Origin of the sequence: Halapricum desulfuricans, from assembly GCF_017094465.1 — an archaeon.
Classification (GTDB): Archaea; Halobacteriota; Halobacteria; order Halobacteriales; family Haloarculaceae; genus Halapricum.
Genome location: NZ_CP064791.1, coordinates 566417 through 590913, shown reverse-complemented (window position 1 = coordinate 590913; position 24497 = coordinate 566417). Strand labels below are relative to the sequence as shown.

The following is a 24497-nucleotide window of genomic DNA, read 5'->3' as shown; positions in this document are numbered from 1 at the left end:
CGTGTACCCGGCGCGCGTATCAGGGTTCGTCTATCCTTACCAGGGTTCGTCTTTCAGGCCCAGATAGTAGGCCAACACGTTCGTCCCGACGTGCAACAGCGGCGTGATGACGAGCACGACCACGAGCACGGGGACGGTGAACGTCTCGGTGAACCAGCCCGAGGCGAACGCGGCGGTTGGGACGAGCGCGCCAACGACAAAATCGAGCTGATCGAGTCCGGGGAACGCCGCGCCGCGCTCGCGACCGCTCCGGCGCTTGATGAACGAGGCTGTGATGTCACCGACCATCGCTCCGGCCGAAAGCGTGAACGCGGCGACGACCCGGAACTCCGGCAGGCCAATCCCGAGCGCGTCAGTCGCCGTCGGTGCCAGTCGGTTCAGCGCCAGCGCCAGCGCGAGTCCGGTCGCGGTGCCACCGGCCGTGCCACGCCAGGTCTTCCCGTCGCCGAGCAGGCGGCTGTCTCCCCAGGTCCGCCCGCCGTCGATCGGCCGACCGCCGCCGAACAGGACGGCCGCGTTGTTCGGTACATACGCGGGCAACATCGCCCAGAACGCGACGACGACTGTCTCGATGACGTCCATTGTCGGGCGGTCGGAGCGGCCGGACTTAACGGCCGGGGATTCACACTGGACGGCCCGGACCAGGACAGTCACGGAGCGGGAACCTCTCCGGGAACCGACAATATATAGCCGTCGGGACCTACCATTCACGTATGCCTATGAAAGAGTCGGGACCGGCCCGGATGCGCGAGATCGATCGCTACGACGGCGGGGTCGGCTGGATCGCCTACCCCGAGGAGCGAATGGGACGCGCCAGCCACGCCGTCGTCGGCGAGAACGGCGGCGTCTGGGTTCTCGATCCCGTCGACGCCGACGGGGTCGACGCGTTGCTGTCGGAGTACGGCGACCTCGCGGGCGTGGTCGTCCTGCTCGACCGTCACAAGCGCGACGCGGCGGCGATCGCGCGCCGACACGACGTGTCGGTGTACGTGCCCGACTGGATGAGCGGCGTCGCCTCGGAACTGGACGCACCGATCGAGCGCGTACACGTCGATCTCGGCGACTCCGGGTTCGGGATCCACAAGCTCATCGACAACCCGCTCTGGCAGGAAGCGGCGCTGTACGGCGAACACGACGGCACGCTCGTCGTGCCGGAAGCCCTCGGGACAGTCGAGTACTTCACCGCGGGCGATGCGACGCTCGGCGTGCATCCGGCACTTCGGCTGAAGCCGCCCCGGACGCTCCGGCGGTTCACTCCCGAGCGCCTGCTCGTCGGACACGGGGAGGGTGTACTTCAGGACGCGGCCAAAGAGATCTCGGACGCGCTCGACCGGTCGCGCCGGAGCGCGCCGCGGCTGTACGCACAGACGGCGCGCTCGATGCTACTCGGATGACCGAACGGAATTCGACCCGGACGGCCGGACAGGATTCGGGAACAACCGATCAATGTTACGTCACGGACGGACTGGTCGAGTATCTGCTGGAGTACGCCAGTGATCGCGATCCACAGTCGGTGACCCTCTCGCTCGATACCACACCGGCCGGCGAGCTCGACGTGTCGTCGCTGGATCCGGAGACGCCGGTGTTCACGCACATGTACCTGCCGCAGGCCGGCTCGTCGGTCAACGCCGTCTTCGGAATGGACCTGGGGACGCCGGTCGGTCAGACCGACGGCCGGTTCGTGTCACATCCGGACGGCCGGCTGGACGTCTCGGAGACGGACGACCTGCACGCGGTCGTGTTCGTCGCCGTGCCGCCCTGGGATCGCGAGTCGATCCGCGCGTTCGACCGGAGCGGTCGCCGCCTGCGACTGGAGACGCTCGCGGTCGAACCGCCCGACGGCGCGCTGTAGCTACTCCAGATAGCCCAGATCCTGCAGTTGCTCGGCGATCTCGGCGAACTGCGCTTCGGTCAACTCGCCTTCCTGCTGATGTTCGATGACGATGCTCCGGAGGAGAAACCGAACGAGGTCGCTCGTGCTCGAAAAGCTCGTCCCCTCGATCGTCTCCTCGACGCGATCGGCCAGGTCCTTCGGGATCGAGACGGTCGTGTAATCGGTCATAGCCGACTCTGAGGTGAGCGGCGGGGATAGGCGTTGTGTCGGAGCGGCGTTGCCGTCGCCAGCGGGCCGGTCGCGTGCTATCTACGCGTCACGCTGGCCGTCGAGCCACGCGATAAGTTCGTCCGCGACGACCTGTGGCTGTTCGACGTGTGCGAGGTGGCCGCTCTCGACGGCGCGGTACTCACCCCGCGGTAGCTGCTCGGCCAGTCGGCTCCCGGCGTCCGGATCGACGATGCGATCCTCGACGCCCTGAAAGACCAGTGCCGGCGTCGTCACCTCGTAGAGGTCAGTCAACTCGGCCGCCCGCATCGCGGCCAGCTGCCCGTCCCAGCCGGCCGGCCCGGCGTCGTCCTCGCCCCGCCAGTCGGCGATACGGCTGATCTCCTCGGGATGGGCTTCGACCGTCCCCGGTGCGAACGCGACTGACAGCGACCGCTCCAGGGCTTGCGGGTCGTCTAGTGGCGCACGGAGTTGCTCGAGCGCGTCGAAAGAGACGGCCGCCGGAGAGGTCGGCGTGCCAATCAGCGCGATCGAGTCGACCCGGCCAGCCTGGCGGGCGTATTCGACGGCGACGACACCGCCGAGTCCGGCCCCGAGCAGGTGCGCCGAGCGGGCGCCGTGATCGGACAGGACGGCGTCGAGATCGGAACCGAGGTCCGCGACAGTGTAGGGCCCGTCCGGCGTATCCGACTGGCCCGTGCCGCGGTAATCGAAGACGACGACCTCGTACTCGCGTGCGAGCGGCGTCGTGAGATAGCTCCACTGCCAGGCCCCGAGGCCGGCGGCGCTACAGCAGACGACGGTCGGGCCGTCGCCGTGGACCGCGTACTCGATGTCGACGGACCCGTTATGTGCGGTCGGCATACGCGGTCTTGGTCGCCGGCGTTCGTGTGCGTTTCGACCGGCGGGCAGCGACCCGGATCGGGACGTGACGATCCGGTTCCGTGTCGGTTATGCACGGGGAGACGGTATCGGCCAGTATGAGCGACGAGGGTGGTCCCCGGCAGGTCGACGACCCCGACTACCACAGCGTCAACCATACCGCCGCCCAGACCTGTGGCTGGACCGACAACGCCCTTCAGGGGGAAGGAAAATGTTACAAGTACGCCTTCTACGGGATCGAGAGTCACCGCTGTATGCAGATGACTCCCGTGGTCAAGTGCAACGAGCGATGCGTGTTCTGCTGGCGCGACCACGCCGGCCACGCCTACGAGCTGGGCGACGTCGAGTGGGACGACCCCGCCGCGGTCGCCGACGCCTCGATCGAACTCCAGCAGGAACTGCTGTCGGGCTACGGCGGCCACGACGACGTCCCGCGTGACGTGTTCGAGCAGGCCATGGAACCCCGACACGTCGCCATCTCGCTGGACGGCGAACCGACCCTCTATCCCCACCTGCCGGAGCTCATCGAGGAGTTCCACGACCGCGGAATCACCACCTTCCTCGTCTCGAACGGCACGAACCCGGAGATGCTCGAGCGGTGTGATCCGACCCAGCTGTACGTCTCCGTGGACGCCCCCGACCGCAGGACCTTCGAGGAGACCGTCAAACCCGTCGAGGACGACCTCTGGGGGCGATTGGTCGAGACACTCGACGTCCTCGCCGAAAAGGACGACACCCGGACCGTGATCCGGACGACGCTGGTCGGCGGGGAAAACGACCACAATCCCGCGTGGTACGCCGCGATGGCCGACCGGGCCGGCGCCGACTTCTTCGAGTTAAAAGCATACATGCACGTCGGTCACTCCCGGGACCGCGTCGACCGCTCGTCGATGCTCGACCACGAAGACGTCGTCGCGTTCGCCGAATCCGTCCAGCAGTATCTGCCGGACCACGACGTGCTCAAGGACGTCCCCGAATCCCACGTGGCCGTGCTGGCGCCCGACTCGGACACCTGGGTCCCGAAACTACAGAAGGACAGCGACTTCTGGGCCGACGATCCGCTCGTCGAATACTGATCTTCCCGCGACCGTCACGGTTCTCCATTCCATTTCTGGGATGCGTACAATAGTCGGTATGCTTATCCGTGGGGATGCCGGAGTTTCGGGTATGGAACTGTCGGGTCGGGCGATCGGGTACGACGAACTCCGGACGCTGAAGACGCTGGCGCTGGCGGGCGCGCTCGACGGCGAGTCGAAGATCTCCTGTTCGGGTCTCGCCGGCAAGCTCGACGTGTCGAACCAGACCGCCTCCCGGCGGCTACAGGGGCTGGAGGACGCGGACCTGCTCGAACGCGAGATCGTCGGCGACGGCCAGTGGGTCTCGATCACCCGGGACGGCGAATCGCTACTCCAGCGGGAGTACGCCCACTACCAGCGAATCTTCGAGTCCCAGGTCGGCGTGACGCTGACGGGGACGCTGACCAGCGGGATGAGCGAGGGTGGCCACTATATCACGCTCCCGGGATACATGCGCCAGTTCGAACGAAAGCTCGGCTACGAGCCCTTTGCCGGGACGCTAAACGTCGAGCTCGACGACGGAAGCGTCCGTGCACGTGCTCGAATGGACGCGCTGGATCCGATCGAGATCGACGGCTGGGAGGACGACGAGCGCACGTACGGCCCGGCCTTCTGCTATCCGGCGACGATCGAGTTCCCGGCAGGTACCTACGAACAGGCCCACGTCATCGCGCCCGAACGGACCCACCACGACGACGATCAGCTCGAGCTGATCGCCCCGGAGAAGCTCCGCGAGCGCTTCAACGCCGACGACGGCGACACCCTCACTATCCATGTCCACGAGTGACGACACTACCAACGGATCGGCCAGTATCGATCAGGCGATCGCCGCGTTGCGCGAGGGCGAGCCGGTACTCGTCCACGACGCCGCCGACCGAGAGGGCGAGACGGATCTGATCTATCCCGCCGGCGCGGTCGATCCCGGCGCAGTCGCGCGGATGCGAAACGACGCCGGCGGGTTGATCTGCGTGGCCCTCTCGGACGGCGTCGCCGAGGCATTCGATCTGCCCTTCTCACAGGATCTCATCGACCACCCCACGGCGGCGGACCACGAGCTCGGATACGACGAACGATCGTCGTTCTCGCTGACGGTCAACCACCGGGACACCTACACCGGAATCACCGACGAGGACCGGGCGCTGACGATCACCGAACTGGCCGCGGCCGCCGGGGCTCCGGAGGAGTTCGATTTCGCCGGGAACTTCCGCTCGCCCGGCCACGTCCACCTGTTGCGGGCCGCGCCGAACCTGCTCGCCGATCGCGAGGGCCACACCGAACTCGGGCTCGCACTCGCGGCGGCTGCGGACCTGCCGCCCGCGGTCGTGGTCTGTGAGATGCTCGACGATGGGACGGGTCGCGCCCTGTCACCGGCCGACGCCCGAGAATACGCCGCCGAGCACGATCTCGTCTACGTCGAGGGCCGCGACGTCGTCGAACAACTGGGCTGATCGCCGACGCGGTTGGACGGATACGTCAGCAGTTGTCAGTCGCCTCGCGGACGGAGACCGTGAACGTTCTTAACGGTCCCCCTCTTTGGGGGAGATATGCACGCCGATAGCACGACGGATGGGAGGGCCGACCGATGAGTGACCGACCGGAGATGTTCGAGGGCGTCGAGGAGATCTGGATGGACGGCGAGTTCGTGGACTTCGAGGACGCCCAGATCCACGTCCTGACCCACGCGCTACACTACGGGACGGGCGTCTTCGAGGGAGTTCGCTGTTACGACACCGACCAGGGGCCAGCTATCTTCCGCTGGGAGGAACACCTCGATCGGCTGTTCAACTCCGCGGAGGTCTACGACATCGACATTCCCTACACGAAGGCCGAACTCGACGAGGCCACGCGCGAACTCATCGACCGCGAGGGGCTGGACTCGGGATACATCCGGCCGATCGCGTTCTACGGATACGGTCCGCTTGGGCTCAATCCCAAAGCGTCGCCCGTGCAGGTCGCACTGGCCGTCTGGCCGTGGGGCGCGTATCTCGGCGACGAGGCGCTCGAAGAGGGCGTCGACGTCGCGGTCTCCTCGTGGCGAAAATACTCCTCCAGTCAGATTCCGACCAACGCCAAGACAACGGGCACGTACGTCAACAGCGTGCTGGCTAGCCTCGAGGCCAAAGGCAACGGCTACGAGGAGGCGATCGTCCTCAACAAGGAAGGCAACGTCGCGGAAGGACCCGGCGAGAACCTCTTTATGGTCCGGGACGGCGAGATCCACACGACTGGCCTCGCCGAGTCGATCCTCGACGGAATCACTCGCCGAACCGTGATCGAACTGGCCAAGGAGATGGGCTACACCGTCCACGACGACGCGACGATCTCCCGCGGTGAGCTGTACACCGCGGACGAGCTGTTCTTCTCGGGGACGGCCGCGGAGATCACGCCGATTCGTAGCGTCGACGACAACGAGATCGGCGCGGGGACCAAAGGCCCAGTCACCGACGAGATCCAGACGCGCTTCTTCGAGGTCGTCGAAGAGGGACAGCCCGACGAGTGGTTCACACCAGTCTGAGCGTCAGTCGGACGGGACACTGTCGGCGGCGCTCACTCGGGCCGTCCGTCGTCGGCCTTTTCGACGAGGATATCGAGCGACACTTCTTGGTCGTTGGATTCGCCGAAGCCGGCGCTGAGAACGCGCGTCAGCGCGTCCTCGACGCTCTCGTCGAGTTCCTCGTACTCGTCGGGTTCGACCTCGACGACGAACCCGGTCGTGATGTTCGGAGCGGTCGGTAAAAAGAGGAGTTCGCGCCCGTCGGACGCGACCTGGCCCGTCTTGAACGCGGTCATCCGCATGCCGTTCCAGGTTTCGATCTTGACCGGCGCCTGAAGCTCTTCAGTGCCCCCCACGGCCGTTTCGACGGCCATCTTCGAGGCGTTGTAGATGACCCGCAACCCCGGCAGGCGATTCATGAGGCTGTCGATCCCGGCTTCCAGTAGCGAACCGATGGCTGTTCGCATGAGATACCCGATCGCGAACACCACCAGCACGAACACGACGATCGTGAGCAGCACCTGCAGCGGTTCGTAGCTGACGACGCCCTGGAGCGGAACCTGTTTGATCCGATTGTACAGCCAGGTGAGCACGAACACGGTCACCAGCAGCGGCAGGAGCACGATCAGGCCGCTCGCGAAGTCCCGTTTCCACGTTGCCGACATCGTCCTGAATCAGGACTGTGGGCGTAATGATACTGTCGCTGTCTCCGGCGTTCCACGGCCGATCGACGGGCCCGTCCGGGTGGGATACGTCGGGGATATCGACGGGTCCGTATCGGCACTACGCCTATCCGGCTGGCGAGTGATATGCCGGCATGTTTGGCGATCCGATCGCGGCCATCACCGTCGAATCAGTCTTCGAATCGTTCCGGGCCGACCTGGCGAGAGCGATCCCGCGAGTGGTTTCGGGGCTGCTCTTTGTCGTGGTCGCCTACCTCGGCATCGAGATCGTGACGGCCGTCCTGCGGTCGGCGCTCGGCCGGATCTACGGCGACGACCAGGCGCTGATCGCCGATCTGTTGGTGTTGATCGTCACGGTGTTCCTGTGGTTCGGGTCCGGACTGACGTTGTTGAGTATCCTCGGGATGGGCGCCATCGCCGCCAGTCTCGGTACCGCGGCCGGGTTCATCGCGCTGGGCATCTCGTATGCGCTGTCGAACATGATTGCCGACACGGTCGCCGGCGTGTACCTGCTGCGGGACCCGGACTTCAACCCCGGAGACACGGTCACGACCGAATCCGTGACCGGAGTCGTCGAATCGATCGGCCTGCGCAAGAGCCGTCTTCGGCTCGGCGACGGGGACGTCGTGGTACTCGCCAACCGAAACGTCGAATCGCGGTGGACTCTCACATCGGAGCCAGGTCCCGAGTGACCCGTCGGACCGATCGGGAACAGTAGGTTTATCAGGCGCACGGGGCCAAGTTCCAGCAAGATTACTTTCGAGATGACATCGAACAATCAACCGGAGGTGAACATCGGACTCGTCGGCCACGTCGACCACGGGAAGACGACCCTGGTCGAGGCCCTCTCAGGGGAGTGGACGGACCAGCACTCCGAGGAGATGAAACGCGGCATCTCCATCCGGCTGGGCTACGCCGACGCGACGTTCCGAAAGTGCCCCGAGTGCGACGATCAGTCGGCCTACACGGTCGCAGCGGAGTGCGACGAACACGGCGTCGAGACCGAGCACCTGCGGACGGTCTCGTTCGTCGACGCGCCGGGCCACGAGACGCTGATGGCGACGATGCTGGCCGGCGCGGCCATCATGGACGGCGCGGTCCTGGTCATCTCGGCGACCGAGGATGTCCCCCAGGCCCAGACCGAAGAGCACCTGATGGCTCTGGATATCATCGGGATCGAGAACATCGTCATCGCCCAGAACAAGATCGACCTCGTGGACGCAGAGCAGGCCCGCGAGAACTACGAACAGATCCAGGAGTTCGTCGAGGGCACGGTCGCGGAGGGCGCGCCGATCGTCCCGATTAGCGCCCAGGCCGGCGCGAACGTCGACCTGCTGATCGAGACCGTCGAGGAACACATTCCGACTCCGGAACGCGATCCGGACGCCGATCCCGAGATGCTGGTCGCCCGGAGCTTCGACATCAATCGACCCGGGACGACCTGGGACTCGCTTCTGGGCGGCGTCCTCGGCGGCAGCCTCTCGCAGGGGGGACTCGAACCAGACGACGAGATCGAGCTGCGACCCGGTCGCGAGGTCGAGGAAGGCGGTCAGAGCGAGTGGGAGCCGGTCACGACGACGATCCGCTCGCTACAGGCCGGCGGTGACACCGTCGAGGAAGCGACGCCCGGTGGCCTGCTCGGCGTCGGCACCGGTCTCGATCCGTCCCTGACGAAAGGCGACGGCCTCGCCGGACAGATCGCCGGCCCGCCCGGGACGCTCCCGCCGGTCCACCAGCAGTTCACGATGGACGTGCAACTGCTCGATCGGATCGTCGGCGAGAACACCGACGAGGTCGAGCCCATCTCGACGAACGAACCACTCATGCTGACCGTCGGAACCGCCACGACCGTCGGCACCGTCACCAGCGCCCGAGACGAGGAGGCCGAGGTCGCGCTCAAGCGGCCGGTCTGTGCCCGGGAGGGCGACAAGATCGCGATCAACCGGCGCGTCGGCACGCGCTGGCGGCTGATCGGCATCGGGACCCTGCGTGAATGACGGTCGTGTTCGACACCAACGCGCTGATGATGCCCGTGGAATGCGATATCCGCGTGCTCGAGGAACTGCAGCGGCTGCTCGGCTCAGTCGACCCGGTCGTTCCCGAACAAGTGCTGGCGGAACTCGACTCGCTATCCGACGGCGCGGGCGAGGAAGCGACGGCTGCGAGCGTCGGCCTCGATCTGGCCGACCGCTGTCGAGTCATCGAGGCCGAGCCGGACTACGCCGACGACGCCGTCCTGTCGGTCGGACAGCGCGACGGTGTCGAATACGCACTGACGAACGACAAACCGCTCCAGGAGCGTCTGCTCGCGGCGGACGTTCCGGTAATTAGTTTACGCGGCGAGCACAAACTCGCTATCACTCACCCATAACATATGTACAAACGTGTGCGACTCCGCGACACGGTCGAGGTGCCCCCCGAACACCTCGCGGACGTGTCCCCAGAACTGGTCAAGAAGCTACTGCAAGACAAACTCGAAGGCCGCATGGACGAAGACGTGGGTTCGGTCGTCTCCGTGATCGAAGTTCACGACATCGGCGAGGGGTCGGTGCTGCCCAACCAGCCCGGCGTCTACTACGAGGCCGAGTTCGACGCGCTGACGTTCGACCCCCAGATGCAGGAGATCGTCGACGGCGAAGTCGTCGAGGTCGTCAACTTCGGCGCGTTCGTCGGGATCGGCCCCGTCGACGGTCTGTTGCACGTCTCCCAGATCTCCGACGAGTACCTGGCCTACGACGAGGACGGGCAGATGCTGGCCTCGCGTGACTCCAACCGGACGCTCGGGGTCGGCGACGCCGTCCGCGCCCGGATCGTCACCAAGTCCATCGACGAGCGCAATCCCCGCGACAGCAAGATCGGCCTCACCGCAAAGCAGGTGGGGCTGGGCAAACACGGCTGGCTCGAAGAGGAACGGAAGGCCCGCGAGGCCCAGGCGGGTGAGAACTGATGGCCGATCGGTTGGTCTGTCGGGAGTGCCACCGCGTCCAGGACTCCTCGATCACCGAGGAAGACGCCTGCCAGGCCTGCGGGTCGACCTCGCTGACGGAAGACTGGGCCGGCTACGTCATCATCGCCCACCCCGAACAGTCCGAGATCGCGAGCGAGATGGAAGTCACCGAACCCGGCCAGTACGCGCTGAAGGTCCGCTAACGTGCCCGAGGAGATACTCACGCTCCCGGAGGGGCTCCGGGGCGAGCTGAAAGACCCGCTCGGTCCGATCTACACCGACACCGAGGGGCTGCTCGCGGACGCCGGCGAGCCGATCGTGGCGGTCGGGGACATCGTCACGTATCACTTGCTGGAAGCCGGTCACACGCCTGCGGTCGCACTGGTCGACGAGCGGACGAAACGAGAGTCGGTCGACAGCGAGGTCAAGAAAGCCGTCGTCGGCGACAACGGCGCGCCGGCGTTCGACGAGCGGATCGCGGTCGCGAACCCGGCCGCGACGCTGACCGCCGAGTTGCTCTCGGCGCTCCGGGCAGCCGTGGCCAGCGACGCGACGACGTTGCTCGTCGTCGACGGCGAGGAGGATCTGGCGGCTCTACCGGCAATTCTGGCCGCTCCAGAGGCGGCAAGCGTCGTCTACGGCCAACCCGGGGAAGGGATGGTGCTCGTGACTGCCGACGAATCGGCCCGTGATCGCGCTCGATCGTTGCTGGAACGGATGGACGGCGACCTGCCGGCTGTTTTAGACGCCGTCCGTCCGTGATTGCAGTATCGCCACGTGCCTGACGAGCGAGCGGTGCACGCGCCGCTGAAAGGTCGACTCGACCGTCCAGCCGACAGACTCGGCAGCGTCGTTCCAGGGGCGGTCACCGACGACGACCGCGCGAGCGGCCACGCGGCGGGCTTCCGCGAGCGCGTCCGCGACCAGCGTGTCGAGGTCGCCTTCGATCTTCGACTGGCGACCGTACGGTGCGTCGAACACGACGGCGTCGATGCTATCGTCGGCAATCGGAACGCGCCCCGCATCGCCGCGATAGACGTGCCACTGGCCGTCCAGCAGGGCGCGGAGGTTCTCGCCGGCACCCCGGACCATCTTCCGCTGGGCGTCCCCACCGATCGGCGTCGCCCCGACGCGTCCGGCCTCCAGCAAGAGACCGCCGGTGCCGCACATCGGGTCGAGAACCGTCGTTCCTGGGCCCGCACCGGCGAGGTTGACCAGCGCGCGAGCCAGCGCCGGGTCCATGCTCCCGGGCTGGAAAAAGGGACGGTCGGTCGGCTGGCGGTCGGCGAAATCCCGATCGGTTTCGACGGCGAGCCAGCCCAGCGCGCAGAGACCATCATCGCCGGGCGCCACCGGCTCGATGTCAGCCGTGTCCCGGTCGGCATCGACCGCGCTCGCGTCGTCAGCACCGGCGAAGAACGCCTGCAGCACGTGATCGGGATCCTCAAGGTCGACCTCGAACCCGCGGTCGACGAGCACCTGCCCGAGGCGGCGTTCGGCGGCCTGGGTGTCGATCCCGGCCGTCGAGCGGACGTCCCGGGCGCGTACCGCGACCGTGCCATCGCGATCGATGCCGGCCGCCTCGAGCAACACGGCGGCACTGTCGAGGGACGCGTCAGTCGTCCCGACGAGTTCGGCCGCCCGGTGGGTGAGCGCGAGCGTCTCGAAGCCGTCGTCGAGCCCGCGCGCCGTCGCCAGTCCGGCAGCGATCGGCGTCACGTCGCTTGCGGCCGTCGCCGCTTCGGCGGCGGCGAACCGATCGTCTTGTCCGACGAGTTCGAGGACGTACACACCGAAACAACGACCCGACACGAGTATAAGCGACCCGATACCGGGCGCACCTCGACCGATCGAGCCGACGACTATCTCTTATAAACATTAAATACCAACCTTTATAAGCCTTAAATACGACTGTTAGCCCGAGACATGGTTGACCCCAAGGAAACCATCAACATCGAAAACGTCGTCGCTTCGACGGGCATCGGCCAGGAACTCGACCTCCAGAGCGTGGCCATGGACCTCGAAGGGGCGGATTACGATCCCGAGCAGTTCCCGGGGCTCGTCTACCGGACCCAGGAACCCAAGTCCGCGGCGCTGATCTTCCGATCGGGCAAGATCGTCTGCACGGGGGCAAAGAGCACCGACGACGTCCACGAGAGCCTGCGGATCGTCTTCGACAAGCTTCGTGACCTAGAGATTCAGGTCGACGAGGATCCCGAGATCGTCGTGCAGAACATCGTCACGTCCGCGGACCTCGGTCGCAACCTCAACCTCAACGCGATCGCGATCGGGCTGGGACTGGAGAACATCGAGTACGAGCCCGAGCAGTTCCCGGGGCTCGTCTATCGGCTCGAAGAACCCGACGTCGTCGCGCTACTGTTCGGCTCAGGGAAGCTCGTTATCACCGGCGGCAAGGAACCCAAAGACGCCGAGGAAGCCGTCGACAAGATCGTCTCCCGGCTCGAAGAACTCGGCCTGCTCGAGTAACCCCCGGTCGCTGCCGCTATGTGGGCCGCTGTGTCGACTACGGTCGGTCTGTCCGTGCTTGTTGAGCCGTCCGTTCTGCAATCCGCGCCGGTCGGTCGCGGACTCCTCGCGTTTCTCGTGACGTTCGTGGTGGCGACGCTGTTCTACGCCGTCACGCTGCACCTCGCGGCGACGTTTTTCATCGGCTCGGTCCCGACCCAGCGCGCCGCGACCGTCGCTCCCGCTCCGGCGGCCGTCTCGATTCTGCTGGGTCGCTACGGGCTCGAAAGCGTCGGATTCGTCTCGCGCGGACTCGGCGCGTTGATCGTCATCGTCGCGACGCTCGTGGCCGACGCGCTGGCGATCAGTCGCGTCTACGACCTCGACGTCGTCCCGACGCTCGTGCTAGTGGGGCTGCACTTCGCGTTCGCCGCCGTGCTGGGCTTCGCTCTCGCGAACCTGTTCGGCCTGTTCTAGCAGTGTCCCGGTCTGTTCCGACCGCTTCTGGGGCCGCCCAATCCTGAGATGGCCGGCAGACGGCGTCGCTAATCGGGCCCTACAGCACCGATACCGGTTGCTCATTCACCTCACAAATCTCGCTTGCCGTTTCCAAACTTCTATTAACTACCAAATGGTACCACCAAGTGATATGGACGGATTCGACCAGTTCAGTGACGTCGGCGAAGTGGAAGTAACGCGCGCGATCGGTCAGGAGTGGACCGACGAGTTCATGGATTTCTCGGACAGCGACGTGATCATCGTCGGGGGCGGCCCGTCGGGGCTGATGGCCGCGAAAGAGCTCTCCGAACGCGGCGTGCAGACGATGGTCGTCGAGAAGAACAACTACCTCGGCGGAGGGTTCTGGCTCGGCGGCTTCCTGATGAACAAGGTCACCGTCCGAGATCCGGCACAGGAAGTGCTGGAGGAACTGGCAGTCGAGTACAAACAATCCCAGGAGAGCGAGGGGCTGTACGTCGCCAACGGGCCCGAGGCCTGCTCGGGACTGATCAAGGCGGCCTGTGACGCCGGCGCGAAGATGCAGAACATGACGGAGTTCACCGACATCGTGATCCGCGAGGACCACCGTGTCGGCGGGATCGTGATGAACTGGACGCCGGTCCACTCGCTGCCCCGCGAGATCACCTGCGTCGACCCCATCGCCGTCGAGGCCGATCTCGTCATCGACGCTACCGGTCACGAGGCGATGGCCGTCTCGAAACTGCAGGAGCGTGGCGTCCTGGACGCGCCCGGGATCGGCGACGCCGCCGAGTCGGCCACCGGGATGGACAGCACCGACGAGGACGCGTACGGTGCACCCGGTCACGACTCGCCGGGCCACGACTCAATGTGGGTCGGCGAGAGCGAGGACGCCGTCGTCGAGAACACGGGACTTGCCCACGACGGACTGATCGTGGCCGGCATGGCGACCGCGACCACGTACGGTCTGCCGCGGATGGGGCCGACCTTCGGTGCGATGCTCGTCTCCGGGAAACGCGCTGCTCAGGTCGCACTTGACGAACTCGATGTCGAGGCCGAGCCGGTCGAGCTGAGCAGCCCAAGTGCTGCGGTCGCTGACGACTAGCGTTCGCTATCGGGGTCGGTGTCGCTCGGCCCGTACTCGTTCGGACAATCGATCACCGCCGGTCCCACGACCGTGTTCGTCGCGCCGGTCAGTCGTCGAACACATTCGGGCAAAGGGCCTTGCAGATGTGGCCAGGAAGCCTAAGACGATGACAGAGACCGAACTCGACCTCAGGGACGTTCCGCCGCCGGAGCGCCATCCGAAGATCCACGACGCCTTTCAGGCACTGGATAGTGGCGAAGCGCTGACGATCGTCAACGATCACGAACCGAAACCGCTGTTCTACGAGTTCCAGGCGGAGGTCGATTCCTTCGACGCCGACGGGTACGAGGTCGAACAGCGTGACGAGAGGACCTTCGTCGCGACGTTGCCCAAGCAGTGATCGGACGATGGAAACGTTCGAACTCCAACAGACGGTCGACGCGCCGATCGGGGACGTGCGAGCGGCGATGCTGGACCTCGAACCGTTCATGCTGGCGTCGGGGTTCGACGAGATCGAGATCGACGGCGACGTACTCGAGATCAGCAAAGCGCTCGGACTGCTCAAGATCTCTCTGACGCTGCGTCGTCTCGACGATCCCGAGTCCGTGCTGGCCTTCGAGCAGGTCGATGGCATCTTCGAGTCGATGACGACATCGTATTCGCTGGCCGATCGGGACGGACAGACGGTCGTCACTGCCAGGACCGAGTTCGCTCTCGACGCACCCGGCGGGTCGATCCTGGACGGAACCGTGGTCAAGCGCCAGCGCCGCAAGGAGATCACCGGGCAATTCGAGTACCTCCGGAGAGCAGTCTCGTAGTCGACAGACCCGGATACACAGCCCCGGCGGGCGAACACATTCGGGAACGGTCACTTGCGGACACGCGACGACCTGGTAGATATGTCAGATACCGCCGACCCGGTGACCGACCACGTCCATCACAACTCGTGGTCAGCGAACCTCGAAGGGCCCGAACACGCCGACGACCGGGAGCTCGTGGTTTCGCAGGCTGTCGAGGCCGTGGAACGGACCGCGTCCGGCCATCACGTCAATCTCGTCACGCACGAGAATCACGGCCATCCCGAATCGTACCTCTTCGAGGCGCTCGAAGCACGCGTCGACAGCGTCGAGATCGAATACGTCGAGCGATGTGGCTGTGGCGGGTACGTCACCCGCGTCCACGTCTAAGTATGGCGACACTCACAGAGCGGTCCGACGCCGACGGTTCCGACCTCGATCGGCGAGCTATCCGTCGGGCGATGCAGCGGCGGGCCTGCGAGATCGAACGGCGAGAGCTCGACCGCGCGATCACACGACTCGAATCGAAGCGGAACCTCACCGACGAGCAAAGAGCAGTCCTCGCGGAGACGGCCGCGGCGATCGCTGCGGGCGTCCTCGCAGGACCGGACGCCGTACTCGCCGAATCCGAACTCGACGATCTACAGACGGTGCACACGCTGCTAACCGACGAGAACCGTGGTACGGACGTATCGACCTGATCTCGCTCGGAAACTGTATCGGATCCAGTGGTTTCGGACACCGGACGAGGGGCGAGACAGCGACACAGCCGACAGCGTCACGGGGAGTCGACAGGCGATCGACCGGACGTGACACCGACCAGCCCCAGCGCGGCAGCCTCGTGACGGCGGTCGACCGTCCGGGCGACGAGCGCGTCCTGGGCCGCGGCGATCTTCCGATCCAGCTGTCGGGCAGGCGAGCGCCACCGGGTCAACCCGCCCGGCGAGGACGCGCGCACGAACGCCCGAAAGGCCAGGTTCAGCGGCAGGGCAGCCGAACGGTCGCTTCGGCCCGCTTCGAGGATCGCGATCCGACCGCCCGGTTCGAGCACGTCGAGCCAGCGATCGACGGCCGCCCCCGGATCGTCGAGCAACCCGACGACGAACGAGCCGAGCACGGCGTCGGCCGCCTCAACCGGCGGTGAAGTGGCGTCACCCCGAACCAGCGAGACGTTCGCCCAGCCCGCCCGCTCGACCCGATCGCGTGCCTGCGCGAGCATTCCCTGCGTGCGGTCGATCCCGACGACCCGCCCCTCGCTGCCGACGCGCTCGCGAAGGGGCGGGAAGTTCGCGCCCGTGCCACACCCCATCTCGACGACGGTATCCCCGGGAGAGAGGTCGAGGGCTTCGACCGCGGTCTCCCGCCAGCGGCGCACGACGGGTGCCGTCGCAAGCAGATCGTAGCGGGGGGCGATCCGACGGTAGAACCGCTCGACGCCGGAGTTGGTCATACCAGCTCGCGGACGGTCGTCGCCACGGTCGTGGCGTCCGGGCCGAGGACGTAGACGACCGGCTCGACGCCGAACCCGCCGGTCTGATAGAGCACGTCCGCGTCGGGCACCTCGGCCAGGGCCTCGCCGACCGCCGCCTCGGGCTCGTTCTCGGCGTCGAACTGCGCCGTCGTCAGGCCCTGGCCCTGCAGCTGCTCGATCGTCTCGGGCGTGTAGCGGACGTTGAGGGCGGCGCTTGCGTCGCTGCCGGCGGCTCGGGCAGCGAGCAACACGCTGGCGACGTGTTCGCTCACGCCGAACTCGGGGTCGCCCGGCACGTGAGCGCGCCCCTTCAGATCCAGGATCCGGCCCGGGACCGCAGCCACGTCGTCGATCCCGTCGGCGTCGGGCAGCGCCTCCACGAGGTTCGAGCCGACCGCCGGGATCAGCCCGGCGAAGCCGCTCGTGTTCTCGAGGACGCGGAGCCCGCGTCGCAGCGAGGAACGCACCCGTTCGGTCTGTCGGAGTTGGCTCTCGGGATCGTGGATGTCGAAGTCCTCCTCGTACTGGGCCAGCGGCGGAAACGCTTCCTCGTGCAGCGCCGCCAGCAGGTCCCCGCGTTCGAGCCGACGGACGAACACCTCCGCCTCGATCAGCGCCTGGACGGACGTCATCTCGCCGCCGGCCAGTCCGTCGGCCAGCCGTTCGACGAGGTCGCCCAATCGGTCGTCGCCGAGCAGGCGCTCGTTGCGCTCGACTTCCCCGTGGACGTACTTCGAGACCGCGCTCTGGCTGATTCCCAGCAGATCGGCGACCTCACTCTGGGTCAGTCCCTGATCGCGCAACTCCTCTGCCAGCATCGATCGGAACGTCGGGAGGAACTCCTCGACGACGACTTCCTCGATGAAACGCATTACAGACACCTCCGGCTCATTGGTCGCCTCCGAACTCCACGTCGCTTCTCGGCGACAGATCCGCGAGACGAGACGCCTGTCATTGATCGCCTCCGAACTCCACGTCGCTTCTCGGCGATAGATCCGCGAGACGAGACGCCTGTCATTGATCGCCTCCGAACTCCCGGTCCCCCTGTATCTTCGAAGCCTGCGGCCCCTCCTGGTCCTGGTACTTCGAGCCGCGTTCCTCGCCGTACGGGCGGTCAGCCGGTGACTTCAGTTCGGTAAAGGTGAGCTGTGAGATCCGCATCCCGGGGGAAAGCGCCACCGGCGCGGTCCCGAGATTCGACAGTTCGAGGGTGATCTGGCCTTTGTATCCGGGATCGCAGAGTCCGGCCGTATTCGAGAGGAATACGCCGCCACGCCCGCCAAGGAAGTTCTCGATCGTCTTGCCGTTGGGCTGGACCTCGAGGTCATACGTCGGTTCGACACGTTCGGTCTCTTCGACGGATACGACTTCCTCGAACCGTACACCACCATCGAGTATCTGATCCAATCGGGCCGTATCGACGCCAGCCTCACTGTACGCGTCACAGAACCGACGGAGCGTATCGCGCTTGATGGTATCGTACTCCTCGTTCTCGACGTTGGAAATACTGGACTTCGACGAATAGCCCATCAGCTCTGCCGCTTCGTCCATCGTGAGACCAGCCTGCTTCCGGAGTTCGCGTAGATAGCGACTCGGAACGGGTACATACTGACCTCGCTTGTGCCGTTCACCACTCACGTCGACGCTCCACATCTCACCTTCCCATTCGACATCGCTCATTTCGATATACTGTTTCCGCTCCCTGCTGTAGAGGGAGCCGACCTTTCCAAGGCGAGCCGCGAGATACATGACCTTGTTCGCTAACTCCTCGTTGGCAGTATAGAAGGTATCACGCTCATCGCGACGGCAGCCGTCTCCATCGAGCAACCCTTCAAGTAGCCCTTCGAGGGTATCACGGGGCCAGCTAAATGCCGACGTGGGGATCGTTTTCTCGCTGCCGGCACCTGAGAGACTACGAATAACCGCAGACCAGAGCGCTGAACAGATAGTAAGTCGTGTGAGACGATCAGTTTCTCGAATCGAAATCGACGCGTCGTACTGTTCGAAGAACTCTCTAAATCGTGTGAGGTACTGTCGTTCGGTGTTTGCCACCTGGATCTGCTTTCGTCGAGCCGACCCTTCCGCGATATAGAACCCGAGCATCCAGCCGAATTCGCGGGTCAATGGGAGTTCACGCGGGAGACGATAGTCGCTCTGTCGGAACGCGACTTCAACATCGTCCGGCATCGTGATCTTCGGTACCGCTTCCATCGGCGCGCTTCCGTTGGCATCGTAATGTCGCTCCGAACCCTGTGCCATGCCCGCAGCATCGACCCATCCGAACCCGTCTGTGGCATATAGCGTCGTTTCCGTCGGCTCAACGTGATCGAGAATGTCGACCGAACGCTGTTCGGTCGGTGATCTTGGCAGTTGTTTCGGGACCATAACCTGCGTTCCTTCAGCGTCTTCACTAGGTATCCGGGTGACGCCACCGTCTCTATCGAGTGTAAACAGGTTGTGATCTTTCGTCACGTGAACCTGTCGTCCCGAGTCGAGCGTAACCCGGTATATTCGTTGTGTTGGATTCGTAATGTAATCGGTAACACGGTGCGTGCTGACCCGAAGTGTCTGCGGATCGAACGCCACAGCTCGTGCTGGGCGTTCGTTTTCGACGATGTCACCGATCTCGTAAAACCCGAACCCATCCGTCGGTGTCCACAGGAACACTTCCTCGTCGTGCGGGAGTGACGCGTGGACGACGATCGCCAGCCGGCCCAGCGACGACCGGCCTTCGACGTGGGCGATCAGGTCCGGCGGAATCTCGACGCGCTCGTAGGTCGTCCCGAGCACGAAATCGCCGGGGTGGAGAATGAACTCCTCGCCGTCCTCGACGACGGTTTCCTCGACGTATTCCTCGACTTCCTGCTCGCTGTTCGGATGGATGCTCGGGATGTTCGTCCGCTGGAACTCCAGGAACTCCCGGCCGAGCCGAAGGTCGACGCTCGCGGGCTGGATCTGGATGTCCGGATCGTCGAGCGGTTCGACGACCAGATCGCCGTTTTCGAGGCGACGGACGATGTCCGCGTCGGAGAGGATCATACCCGTATTCGGAACCCCAGCGGTCTAAAGCGTCCCGCTCTCGATGCCGAGAAAAGATAGACTCAGACAGAGGGCAGAGGGAGTGTCAGACAGGTCCGCATGAGGACCACCGGACAGACCGATTATCAAATGAACAGGAGGGCAAGGGATACCGTGCCGACGATGACTGAACCGACAGCGGCGACCGCACGCTCGTTGCGGTGGACAACTGTAAGTCCGGCGGTCCAGACGCCGACCTGGGCGACGAGTGCGAGACCCTGGACCACCCGAGCACCGATTCCCGGCAGTGTCGTGGTCACTCGCCGCATCTGTGAGAGCAGTCGCCCGGGGGAAGAGACGGCGAGATCGACCTGCTGTGAGGCAAGCCACAACAGACCAGCACTGATCGCAACTGAGAGGACGTTGATCAGCATCGACCACGCGACAACCTCCAGCGTCTGTCCGAACGATCCCTCTCCGACGTGTCCACCGGCAAGGAGGTGTAGCCCGACACCGGTGAACAACCAGAGGAGTAACACCCCAAAGAACAGTGCCGGAAGTTGCTCAACAGCGGTCTCCCAGAACAGCTCTCCAACCTCGACTGTTATCGTTGCCGGTTCGTCACAGCCGCTCGGCTGTGTGTCCCCGTGAAACGCTTCACACGTCATTTCAGACGGACGACCGGGATTGTCGATTTCGGTCGTTCCCGTCATCTGGCGGGCGAGCAGCCGTAGGGCCACACCCGACAACGCTGTCAACAGTAAGGCGACGCCGAACGCGAGACCAGTAGCCCGAAAGCCGTTCATCCGATCACGGCGGGCTTCGAAGAACCCTTCCGGGATCCAAAGCGCCCGATCGATCATATCTATTCAAATATCGAATACAAAGGAAAAATTATCGATATCCGCGACCGCCTGACGCGCCAAGTGAACACAGATATACCGAGCCGCCGGTATCCGTATGTATGAAACAGGCAATCGTCGCTCGCGCCGATCTGGGCATGGGCGAGGGCAAGCTGGCGGCCCAGGTCGCCCACGCCTCGCTGTCGGCCTACGAGGACGCCACTGCGAGCACGCGCAAAGAATGGAAAGGCAGCGGCCAGAAGAAGATCGTCCTCCAGGCCGACGGCGAATCCCAGTTGTTCGAACTCGCCGACAAAGCCGAAACCGAGGGGATCCCCCACGCCATCGTCCGGGACGCCGGCCACACCCAACTCGAACCCGGAACCGTGACAGCACTGGCCGTGGGTCCGGCCGCCGAGGATCGCGTCGACGCCGTGACCGGTGACCTCTCGTTGTACTAGCGACCGCAACCCAACCAAATACTTATACCTTTCTAAAAGATTTATGTACGTCGCCCCCTAACCCGGAGTGAACACCGTCACAATGCAAGGAAATCACGAACAGCAGGCCTACGACCGGGGGATCACTATCTTCTCGCCGGACGGCCGGCTCTATCAGGTCGAGTACGCACGCGAGGCAGTCAAACGCGGCAGTGCCAGCGTCGGCGTCCGAACGCCCGAAGGCGTCGTCCTGGCGGCCGACCGGCGGGCTCGATCCCCGCTGATCGAACAGGAGAGTATCGAAAAGATCCACGGCGTCGACGACCACATCGCGCTGGCCAGCGCGGGCCACGTGGCCGACGCCCGGAAGCTGATCGACTTCGCCCGGCGTCGCGCACAGATCGACAACCTCCGCTACGACGAGTCGATCGGCGTCGAGACGCTGACGAAGGCAGTCACCGACCACATCCAGGAGTACACTCAGACCGGGGGCGCGCGACCGTTCGGCGTCGCGCTGTTGATCGGTGGCGTCGAGGACGGCGAGCCGCGTCTGTTCGAGACCGACCCGTCGGGGACGCCCTACGAGTGGCAGGCGACCGCCGTCGGCGGCGGCCGCGAGGACAGCCAATCCCACCTCGAGGACAACTACGAGGACGATCTGACGCTCGAGGAGGGAATCGGCCTCGCGCTGGAAGCACTTGCGGAAGCCAGCGAGGACGGCCTTACCGCCTCGGGCGTCGAGATGACGACCGTCCCAGTCGAGTCCGCACAGGTCGAGGCGGTCGACGAGGCGACGCTGGCCGAGCACATCGACGACCGCGACCTCGGAGGTGACGACGATGAATAACGACTTCGCACCCTACGAACCCGAACTCGGCGGCTTCGAGGACGTCCCCGAAGCCGACGACGAGCCGGTCGCAAAGACCGGGACGACGACCGTCGGTATCGCGACCGACGACGGCGTCGTGATCGCCACGGACAAGCGCGCCAGCCTCGGCGGACGCTTCGTCTCGAACAAGAACGTCCAGAAGGTCGAGCAGATCCACCCGACCGCAGCCCTGACGCTCGTGGGCAGCGTCGGCGGCGCACAGTCGTTCATTCGCTCGCTCCGCGTCGAGTCGAACCTCTATGAGGCACGACGGGACGAACCGATGAGCATCCACGCGCTGGCGACGCTCGCGGGTAACTTCGCCCGCGGCGGCCCGTTCATCGCGATCAACCCGATCCTCGGCGGCGTCGACGAGGACGGCAGTCACGTCTACAGCATCGATCCCGCCGGCGGCGTCATGAAGGACGACTACACCGTCACCGGCAGCGGGATGCAGCTGGCGCACGGTGCGCTGGAGGGCGAGTACGATCCGGAGCTGTCCATCGAGGAGGCCAAGGACCTGGCGGCGCGGGCGGTCAACGCCGCGACCGAACGCGACACCGGCTCCGGCAACGGCATCTACTTCGCCGTCGTCACCGACGAGGGCGTCGAGATCGAGGACCACGACGACGTCACCGAACTGCTGTAGGGCGGTCTCGGTACTTCTGCCGTTCGCTGATAGGGGGTAGCGACGGCTCTATTGAGCCACGAACCTAACGGCGAGATATGTGTGGTCGTACCTCACTGTTCGCGCCCCAGTCGGTCGTGCAAGCCCGCTTCGACGCGACGGCCGACCAGCCCCTGGAGCCGCGATACAACATCGCTCCGCGTGAAGATCTTGCCGTCGTCCGCAACGACGCGCCCGACACGATCGACCTGCTGGAGTGGGGACTGATCCCGTCCTGGGTCGACGACCCCGACGGTGCTCCGCAACCGATCAACGCCCGCGCAGAGACGGTCACCGAGAAACCGACGTTCGCCGAGGCGTTCGAACGGCGTCGCTGTCTCGTCCTGGCAGACGGGTTCTACGAGTGGCGGGATACTCGCGGCGGGAGCCAGCCCTATCGCGTGGAACGGGTGGACGGCGAGCCCTTCGCGATGGCGGGGTTGTTCGAACGCTGGGAATCGGGAGAGCAGGTCAAAGAGACCGTCACCGTCGTCACGACCGAGCCGAACGCCGTCGTCGAGCCGTTACACGACCGGATGGCAGCCGTCTTGGATCCCGACGAGGAGGCGACGTGGCTGTCCAACGCGGATCCCGAAACACACCAGGGACTACTTGAGCCCTCACCGGCCGAACAGTGGCAGTCGTATCCGATCTCGACGCGAGTCAACGATCCGACGAACGACGATCCCGGCGTGATCGAAAAGGTTACCCCGGATCGACAGACGGGACTCGGCGACTTCGAGTGACGGGAAAGCGAGTCCGGATCGACGGTCCCGTTTCGATATCATTATCAACGTTCCTGAAGAATCCACATGTATGGGTGAAATCCACCACGCGCCGCAGGACGGATCGTTCGACAGCGAGAGTGTGTCGACCGGCACGGTGCGGGTGGTACGCGACGGTGATCGCGTGACGCTGTATCTCGACGCACCGGGGATGAGTGACGACGACCGCTCGACCCACTGGCTCACCGCCGACGCCGAGGACTTCTGTTCGCTCGAGGAGATGCGCTGATCGGGCGTTCCGGTCGTCGTTATCGTTTGGACGGGCAGTCGCCGCTATCCGGTTTGCTCGGCTTGCTCGTGTGCGTCGAGGAGTTCCTGATACCGGTTTCGGATCGTCACTTCGCTGACGTCAGTCGCTTCGGCGATCGTCTGCTGGGTGATCCGTTCGTTGCTCAACAGGGCACCGGCGTACAGCGCGCCGGCGGCCAGTCCGACGGGTGACTTTCCGGAGTGGACGCCCTGGGCCTTCCCGGTCTCGATCAGCTCCCTGGCGCGGCGTTCAACTGCCTCCGGCACGTCGAGTTCCGAGGCGAACCGGGGGAGGTACTTCGCGGGATCGGCCGGCTCGATCGCGAGTCCAAGCTCGCGCCCGAGGTAGCGATACGCGCGGGCGTACTCCTGGCGGTCGACGCGGCTGATCGGCTGGAACTCGTCGAGGCTGCGTGGCGTGTTGGCCTGCCGCGCAGCGGCGTACAGCGACGCCGTCGCCATCGCCTCGATCGACCGGCCGGGCAGCAGGTCGTCGTACAGTGCCTTCCGGTAGATGACGCCCGCGGTCTCGCGAACGTTCTCCGGCAGGCCCAGTGCCGAGGCCATGCGGTCGATCTCGCCGAGCGCCTGCTTGAGGTTGCGCTCGCGGGCGCTTTTGGCTCGGAACCGCTCGTCCCAGGTGCGCAGCCGGACCATCTGGGAGCGCTTGCGTGCCGACAGCGACGAGCCGGTCGCGTCGCTGTCCTTCCAGTCGATCTTCGTCGAGAGCCCCTTGTCGTGCAGCGTGTTCGTCGAGGGCGCGCCGACGCGGGATTTCCGATCGCGCTCCCGGGAGTCGAAGGCCCGCCACTCGGGTCCGTGATCGATCATGTCGTCTTCGATGACGATGCCACATTCCTCGCAGACGGTTTCACCGCGCTTCTCGACGGCGATCCCGGTCGCACCGCATTCGGGACAGATCAACTCGCCGTCCGTCTCTTCGGAGCGCTCAAGCTGCTCGTCGCGTGCGGTACGCGTCTGTGCGTGTGATCGAAATCGGGTGTTGGTCTCTGACATTGTGGGTCAGTTGCGCCCGGTCCGCCCAGGCATTTTTTCTTATCGTAGAAAAAGATCTGTTTCGGCATAAGTCTATCCCTATCGGCAACGCCGGAGATGACGATCGACACACAGTGGAGATGTCATACACCGCGATCGGCGTAATCAGGCGGTTAGTGGCGGTCTATGG

General features: G+C 65.1%; 34 protein-coding genes and 1 pseudogene. 24 read left to right on the top strand and 11 right to left on the bottom strand.

Translation table 11 applies throughout. The features are described 5' to 3' along the window. Positions 1-36 precede the first annotated feature (36 nt). A complete protein-coding gene (locus HSEST_RS03020) occupies positions 37-582 on the bottom strand; it encodes a CDP-2,3-bis-(O-geranylgeranyl)-sn-glycerol synthase (protein WP_229122094.1) in 546 nt (181 codons plus the stop codon). Positions 583-713: 131 nt separating this feature from the next. Here HSEST_RS03020 and HSEST_RS03015 point away from each other — a divergent pair, with 131 nt between their 5' ends. Beyond that, positions 714-1394: a hypothetical protein gene (locus HSEST_RS03015; protein ID WP_229122093.1), complete on the top strand. Its 681-nt coding sequence runs from the start codon at positions 714-716 to the stop codon at positions 1392-1394. Continuing rightward, positions 1391-1852, top strand: coding sequence for a hypothetical protein (locus HSEST_RS03010; RefSeq protein ID WP_229122092.1), 462 nt, complete (start codon positions 1391-1393; stop codon positions 1850-1852). The genes HSEST_RS03015 and HSEST_RS03010 overlap by 4 nt, the downstream gene beginning before the upstream one ends. Here the strand turns inward: HSEST_RS03010 and HSEST_RS03005 are convergent, their stop codons facing one another. Together HSEST_RS03005 and HSEST_RS03000 are read right to left on the bottom strand one after the other, a co-directional pair. Beyond that, positions 1853-2062 carry a ribbon-helix-helix domain-containing protein gene (locus HSEST_RS03005; protein ID WP_229122091.1) on the bottom strand — a complete coding sequence of 70 codons (210 nt, stop codon included), beginning with the start codon at positions 2060-2062 and terminating at the stop codon, positions 1853-1855. Between the two features lie 81 nt (positions 2063-2143). Beyond that, positions 2144-2926 carry an alpha/beta fold hydrolase gene (locus tag HSEST_RS03000; protein WP_229122090.1) on the bottom strand — a complete coding sequence of 261 codons (783 nt, stop codon included), beginning with the start codon at positions 2924-2926 and terminating at the stop codon, positions 2144-2146. Positions 2927-3042: 116 nt separating this feature from the next. Between HSEST_RS03000 and twy1 the strand changes: the two genes are divergently transcribed. The 4 genes from twy1 to HSEST_RS02980 all read left to right on the top strand — a co-directional run bounded on the left by twy1 (position 3043) and on the right by HSEST_RS02980 (position 6535). Then, on the top strand, positions 3043-4020 hold the full coding sequence (gene twy1 / locus HSEST_RS02995) for a 4-demethylwyosine synthase TYW1 (protein WP_229122089.1): 978 nt from the start codon (positions 3043-3045) through the stop codon (positions 4018-4020). A gap of 91 nt (positions 4021-4111) precedes the next feature. Further along, positions 4112-4807, top strand: coding sequence for a CTP-dependent riboflavin kinase (locus tag HSEST_RS02990; RefSeq protein WP_229122088.1), 696 nt, complete (start codon positions 4112-4114; stop codon positions 4805-4807). Next, positions 4794-5468, top strand: coding sequence for a 3,4-dihydroxy-2-butanone-4-phosphate synthase (gene ribB, locus HSEST_RS02985; protein ID WP_229122087.1), 675 nt, complete (start codon positions 4794-4796; stop codon positions 5466-5468). Before HSEST_RS02990 ends, ribB begins: the two co-directional genes overlap by 14 nt. A 134-nt stretch (positions 5469-5602) precedes the next feature. Beyond that, complete coding sequence (locus HSEST_RS02980; RefSeq protein WP_229122086.1) at positions 5603-6535, top strand: branched-chain amino acid transaminase; 933 nt, start codon at positions 5603-5605, stop codon at positions 6533-6535. 32 nt (positions 6536-6567) lie between these two features. Here the strand turns inward: HSEST_RS02980 and HSEST_RS02975 are convergent, their stop codons facing one another. Further along, positions 6568-7179 carry a DUF502 domain-containing protein gene (locus HSEST_RS02975; RefSeq protein WP_229122085.1) on the bottom strand — a complete coding sequence of 204 codons (612 nt, stop codon included), beginning with the start codon at positions 7177-7179 and terminating at the stop codon, positions 6568-6570. 152 nt (positions 7180-7331) lie between these two features. On the opposite strand from HSEST_RS02975, the gene HSEST_RS02970 reads away from it, so the two are divergent. The 6 genes from HSEST_RS02970 (at position 7332) to HSEST_RS02945 (ending at position 10906) form a co-directional block, all read left to right on the top strand. Beyond that, a complete protein-coding gene (locus tag HSEST_RS02970; RefSeq protein ID WP_229122084.1) occupies positions 7332-7889 on the top strand; it encodes a mechanosensitive ion channel family protein in 558 nt (185 codons plus the stop codon). A gap of 72 nt (positions 7890-7961) precedes the next feature. Next, a complete protein-coding gene (locus HSEST_RS02965) occupies positions 7962-9194 on the top strand; it encodes a translation initiation factor IF-2 subunit gamma (RefSeq protein ID WP_229122083.1) in 1233 nt (410 codons plus the stop codon). Then, on the top strand, positions 9191-9568 hold the full coding sequence (locus HSEST_RS02960; RefSeq protein WP_229122082.1) for a PIN domain-containing protein: 378 nt from the start codon (positions 9191-9193) through the stop codon (positions 9566-9568). The genes HSEST_RS02965 and HSEST_RS02960 overlap by 4 nt, the downstream gene beginning before the upstream one ends. A gap of 3 nt (positions 9569-9571) precedes the next feature. Next, a complete protein-coding gene (locus HSEST_RS02955; RefSeq protein ID WP_229122081.1) occupies positions 9572-10144 on the top strand; it encodes a DNA-directed RNA polymerase in 573 nt (190 codons plus the stop codon). Beyond that, on the top strand, positions 10141-10347 hold the full coding sequence (gene spt4 / locus HSEST_RS02950; protein WP_418886539.1) for a transcription elongation factor subunit Spt4: 207 nt from the start codon (positions 10141-10143) through the stop codon (positions 10345-10347). Before HSEST_RS02955 ends, spt4 begins: the two co-directional genes overlap by 4 nt. 1 nt (position 10348) lies before the next feature. Beyond that, on the top strand, positions 10349-10906 hold the full coding sequence (locus HSEST_RS02945; RefSeq protein ID WP_229122079.1) for a GTP-dependent dephospho-CoA kinase family protein: 558 nt from the start codon (positions 10349-10351) through the stop codon (positions 10904-10906). Here the strand turns inward: HSEST_RS02945 and HSEST_RS02940 are convergent. Next, positions 10886-11935 carry a methyltransferase domain-containing protein gene (locus HSEST_RS02940; RefSeq protein WP_229122078.1) on the bottom strand — a complete coding sequence of 350 codons (1050 nt, stop codon included), beginning with the start codon at positions 11933-11935 and terminating at the stop codon, positions 10886-10888. The genes HSEST_RS02945 and HSEST_RS02940 overlap by 21 nt on opposite strands. Before the next feature lie 135 nt (positions 11936-12070). On the opposite strand from HSEST_RS02940, the gene HSEST_RS02935 reads away from it, so the two are divergent. From HSEST_RS02935 to HSEST_RS02905, 7 genes are all read left to right on the top strand, one after another. Then, on the top strand, positions 12071-12631 hold the full coding sequence (locus HSEST_RS02935; protein ID WP_229122077.1) for a TATA-box-binding protein: 561 nt from the start codon (positions 12071-12073) through the stop codon (positions 12629-12631). A gap of 30 nt (positions 12632-12661) precedes the next feature. Then, on the top strand, positions 12662-13087 hold the full coding sequence (locus HSEST_RS02930; RefSeq protein WP_418886531.1) for a DUF7473 family protein: 426 nt from the start codon (positions 12662-12664) through the stop codon (positions 13085-13087). A 172-nt stretch (positions 13088-13259) separates the two neighbouring features. Continuing rightward, the gene (locus tag HSEST_RS02925) at positions 13260-14192 is read left to right on the top strand and encodes a sulfide-dependent adenosine diphosphate thiazole synthase (protein WP_229122075.1); all 933 of its coding nucleotides are present in this window, start codon (positions 13260-13262) and stop codon (positions 14190-14192) included. Positions 14193-14340: 148 nt separating this feature from the next. Beyond that, positions 14341-14574 (top strand): DUF2249 domain-containing protein, encoded by a 234-nt coding sequence (locus tag HSEST_RS02920; RefSeq protein WP_229122074.1) that lies wholly within the window; start codon positions 14341-14343, stop codon positions 14572-14574. Between the two features lie 7 nt (positions 14575-14581). Beyond that, complete coding sequence (locus tag HSEST_RS02915; protein ID WP_229122073.1) at positions 14582-14992, top strand: SRPBCC family protein; 411 nt, start codon at positions 14582-14584, stop codon at positions 14990-14992. An 81-nt stretch (positions 14993-15073) separates the two neighbouring features. After that, positions 15074-15361, top strand: a complete 288-nt coding sequence (locus tag HSEST_RS02910; protein WP_229122072.1) for a CGCGG family rSAM-modified RiPP protein — start codon at positions 15074-15076, stop codon at positions 15359-15361. A 2-nt stretch (positions 15362-15363) separates the two neighbouring features. Further along, positions 15364-15672 carry a hypothetical protein gene (locus HSEST_RS02905; RefSeq protein WP_229122071.1) on the top strand — a complete coding sequence of 103 codons (309 nt, stop codon included), beginning with the start codon at positions 15364-15366 and terminating at the stop codon, positions 15670-15672. Between the two features lie 77 nt (positions 15673-15749). Here HSEST_RS02905 and HSEST_RS02900 read toward each other — a convergent pair whose 3' ends face one another. The 5 genes and pseudogenes from HSEST_RS02900 to HSEST_RS02875 all read right to left on the bottom strand — a co-directional run bounded on the left by HSEST_RS02900 (position 15750) and on the right by HSEST_RS02875 (position 20323). Next, the gene (locus HSEST_RS02900) at positions 15750-16421 is read right to left on the bottom strand and encodes a class I SAM-dependent methyltransferase (RefSeq protein ID WP_229122070.1); all 672 of its coding nucleotides are present in this window, start codon (positions 16419-16421) and stop codon (positions 15750-15752) included. Beyond that, positions 16418-17314 carry a thiamine-phosphate synthase family protein gene (locus HSEST_RS02895; protein WP_229122069.1) on the bottom strand — a complete coding sequence of 299 codons (897 nt, stop codon included), beginning with the start codon at positions 17312-17314 and terminating at the stop codon, positions 16418-16420. Before HSEST_RS02895 ends, HSEST_RS02900 begins: the two co-directional genes overlap by 4 nt. Positions 17315-17456: 142 nt before the next feature. Then, entirely contained in the window at positions 17457-19109 is a 1653-nt protein-coding gene (locus tag HSEST_RS02885; RefSeq protein WP_418886538.1) for a dCTP deaminase domain-containing protein, read from the bottom strand. Between the two features lie 18 nt (positions 19110-19127). Continuing rightward, positions 19128-19481 (bottom strand): annotated as a pseudogene (gene dcd / locus HSEST_RS02880) (dCTP deaminase); the annotation flags it as partial. A gap of 125 nt (positions 19482-19606) precedes the next feature. Then, on the bottom strand, positions 19607-20323 hold the full coding sequence (locus HSEST_RS02875) for a YIP1 family protein (protein WP_229122068.1): 717 nt from the start codon (positions 20321-20323) through the stop codon (positions 19607-19609). A 101-nt stretch (positions 20324-20424) separates the two neighbouring features. On the opposite strand from HSEST_RS02875, the gene pth2 reads away from it, so the two are divergent. The 5 genes from pth2 to HSEST_RS02850 all read left to right on the top strand — a co-directional run bounded on the left by pth2 (position 20425) and on the right by HSEST_RS02850 (position 23291). After that, entirely contained in the window at positions 20425-20763 is a 339-nt protein-coding gene (gene pth2 / locus HSEST_RS02870; protein WP_229122067.1) for a peptidyl-tRNA hydrolase Pth2, read from the top strand. Positions 20764-20845: 82 nt separating this feature from the next. Further along, positions 20846-21589 (top strand): archaeal proteasome endopeptidase complex subunit alpha, encoded by a 744-nt coding sequence (gene psmA, locus HSEST_RS02865; RefSeq protein WP_229122066.1) that lies wholly within the window; start codon positions 20846-20848, stop codon positions 21587-21589. After that, entirely contained in the window at positions 21582-22259 is a 678-nt protein-coding gene (gene psmB, locus HSEST_RS02860) for an archaeal proteasome endopeptidase complex subunit beta (RefSeq protein ID WP_229122065.1), read from the top strand. The genes psmA and psmB overlap by 8 nt, the downstream gene beginning before the upstream one ends. A 77-nt stretch (positions 22260-22336) precedes the next feature. Further along, positions 22337-23023: an SOS response-associated peptidase gene (locus HSEST_RS02855; protein ID WP_229122064.1), complete on the top strand. Its 687-nt coding sequence runs from the start codon at positions 22337-22339 to the stop codon at positions 23021-23023. Positions 23024-23093: 70 nt separating this feature from the next. Continuing rightward, positions 23094-23291 carry a DUF7511 domain-containing protein gene (locus tag HSEST_RS02850; RefSeq protein ID WP_229122063.1) on the top strand — a complete coding sequence of 66 codons (198 nt, stop codon included), beginning with the start codon at positions 23094-23096 and terminating at the stop codon, positions 23289-23291. A gap of 44 nt (positions 23292-23335) precedes the next feature. Here HSEST_RS02850 and HSEST_RS02845 read toward each other — a convergent pair whose 3' ends face one another. After that, a complete protein-coding gene (locus tag HSEST_RS02845; RefSeq protein ID WP_229122062.1) occupies positions 23336-24328 on the bottom strand; it encodes a transcription initiation factor IIB in 993 nt (330 codons plus the stop codon). Between the last annotated feature and the right edge of the window lie 169 nt (positions 24329-24497).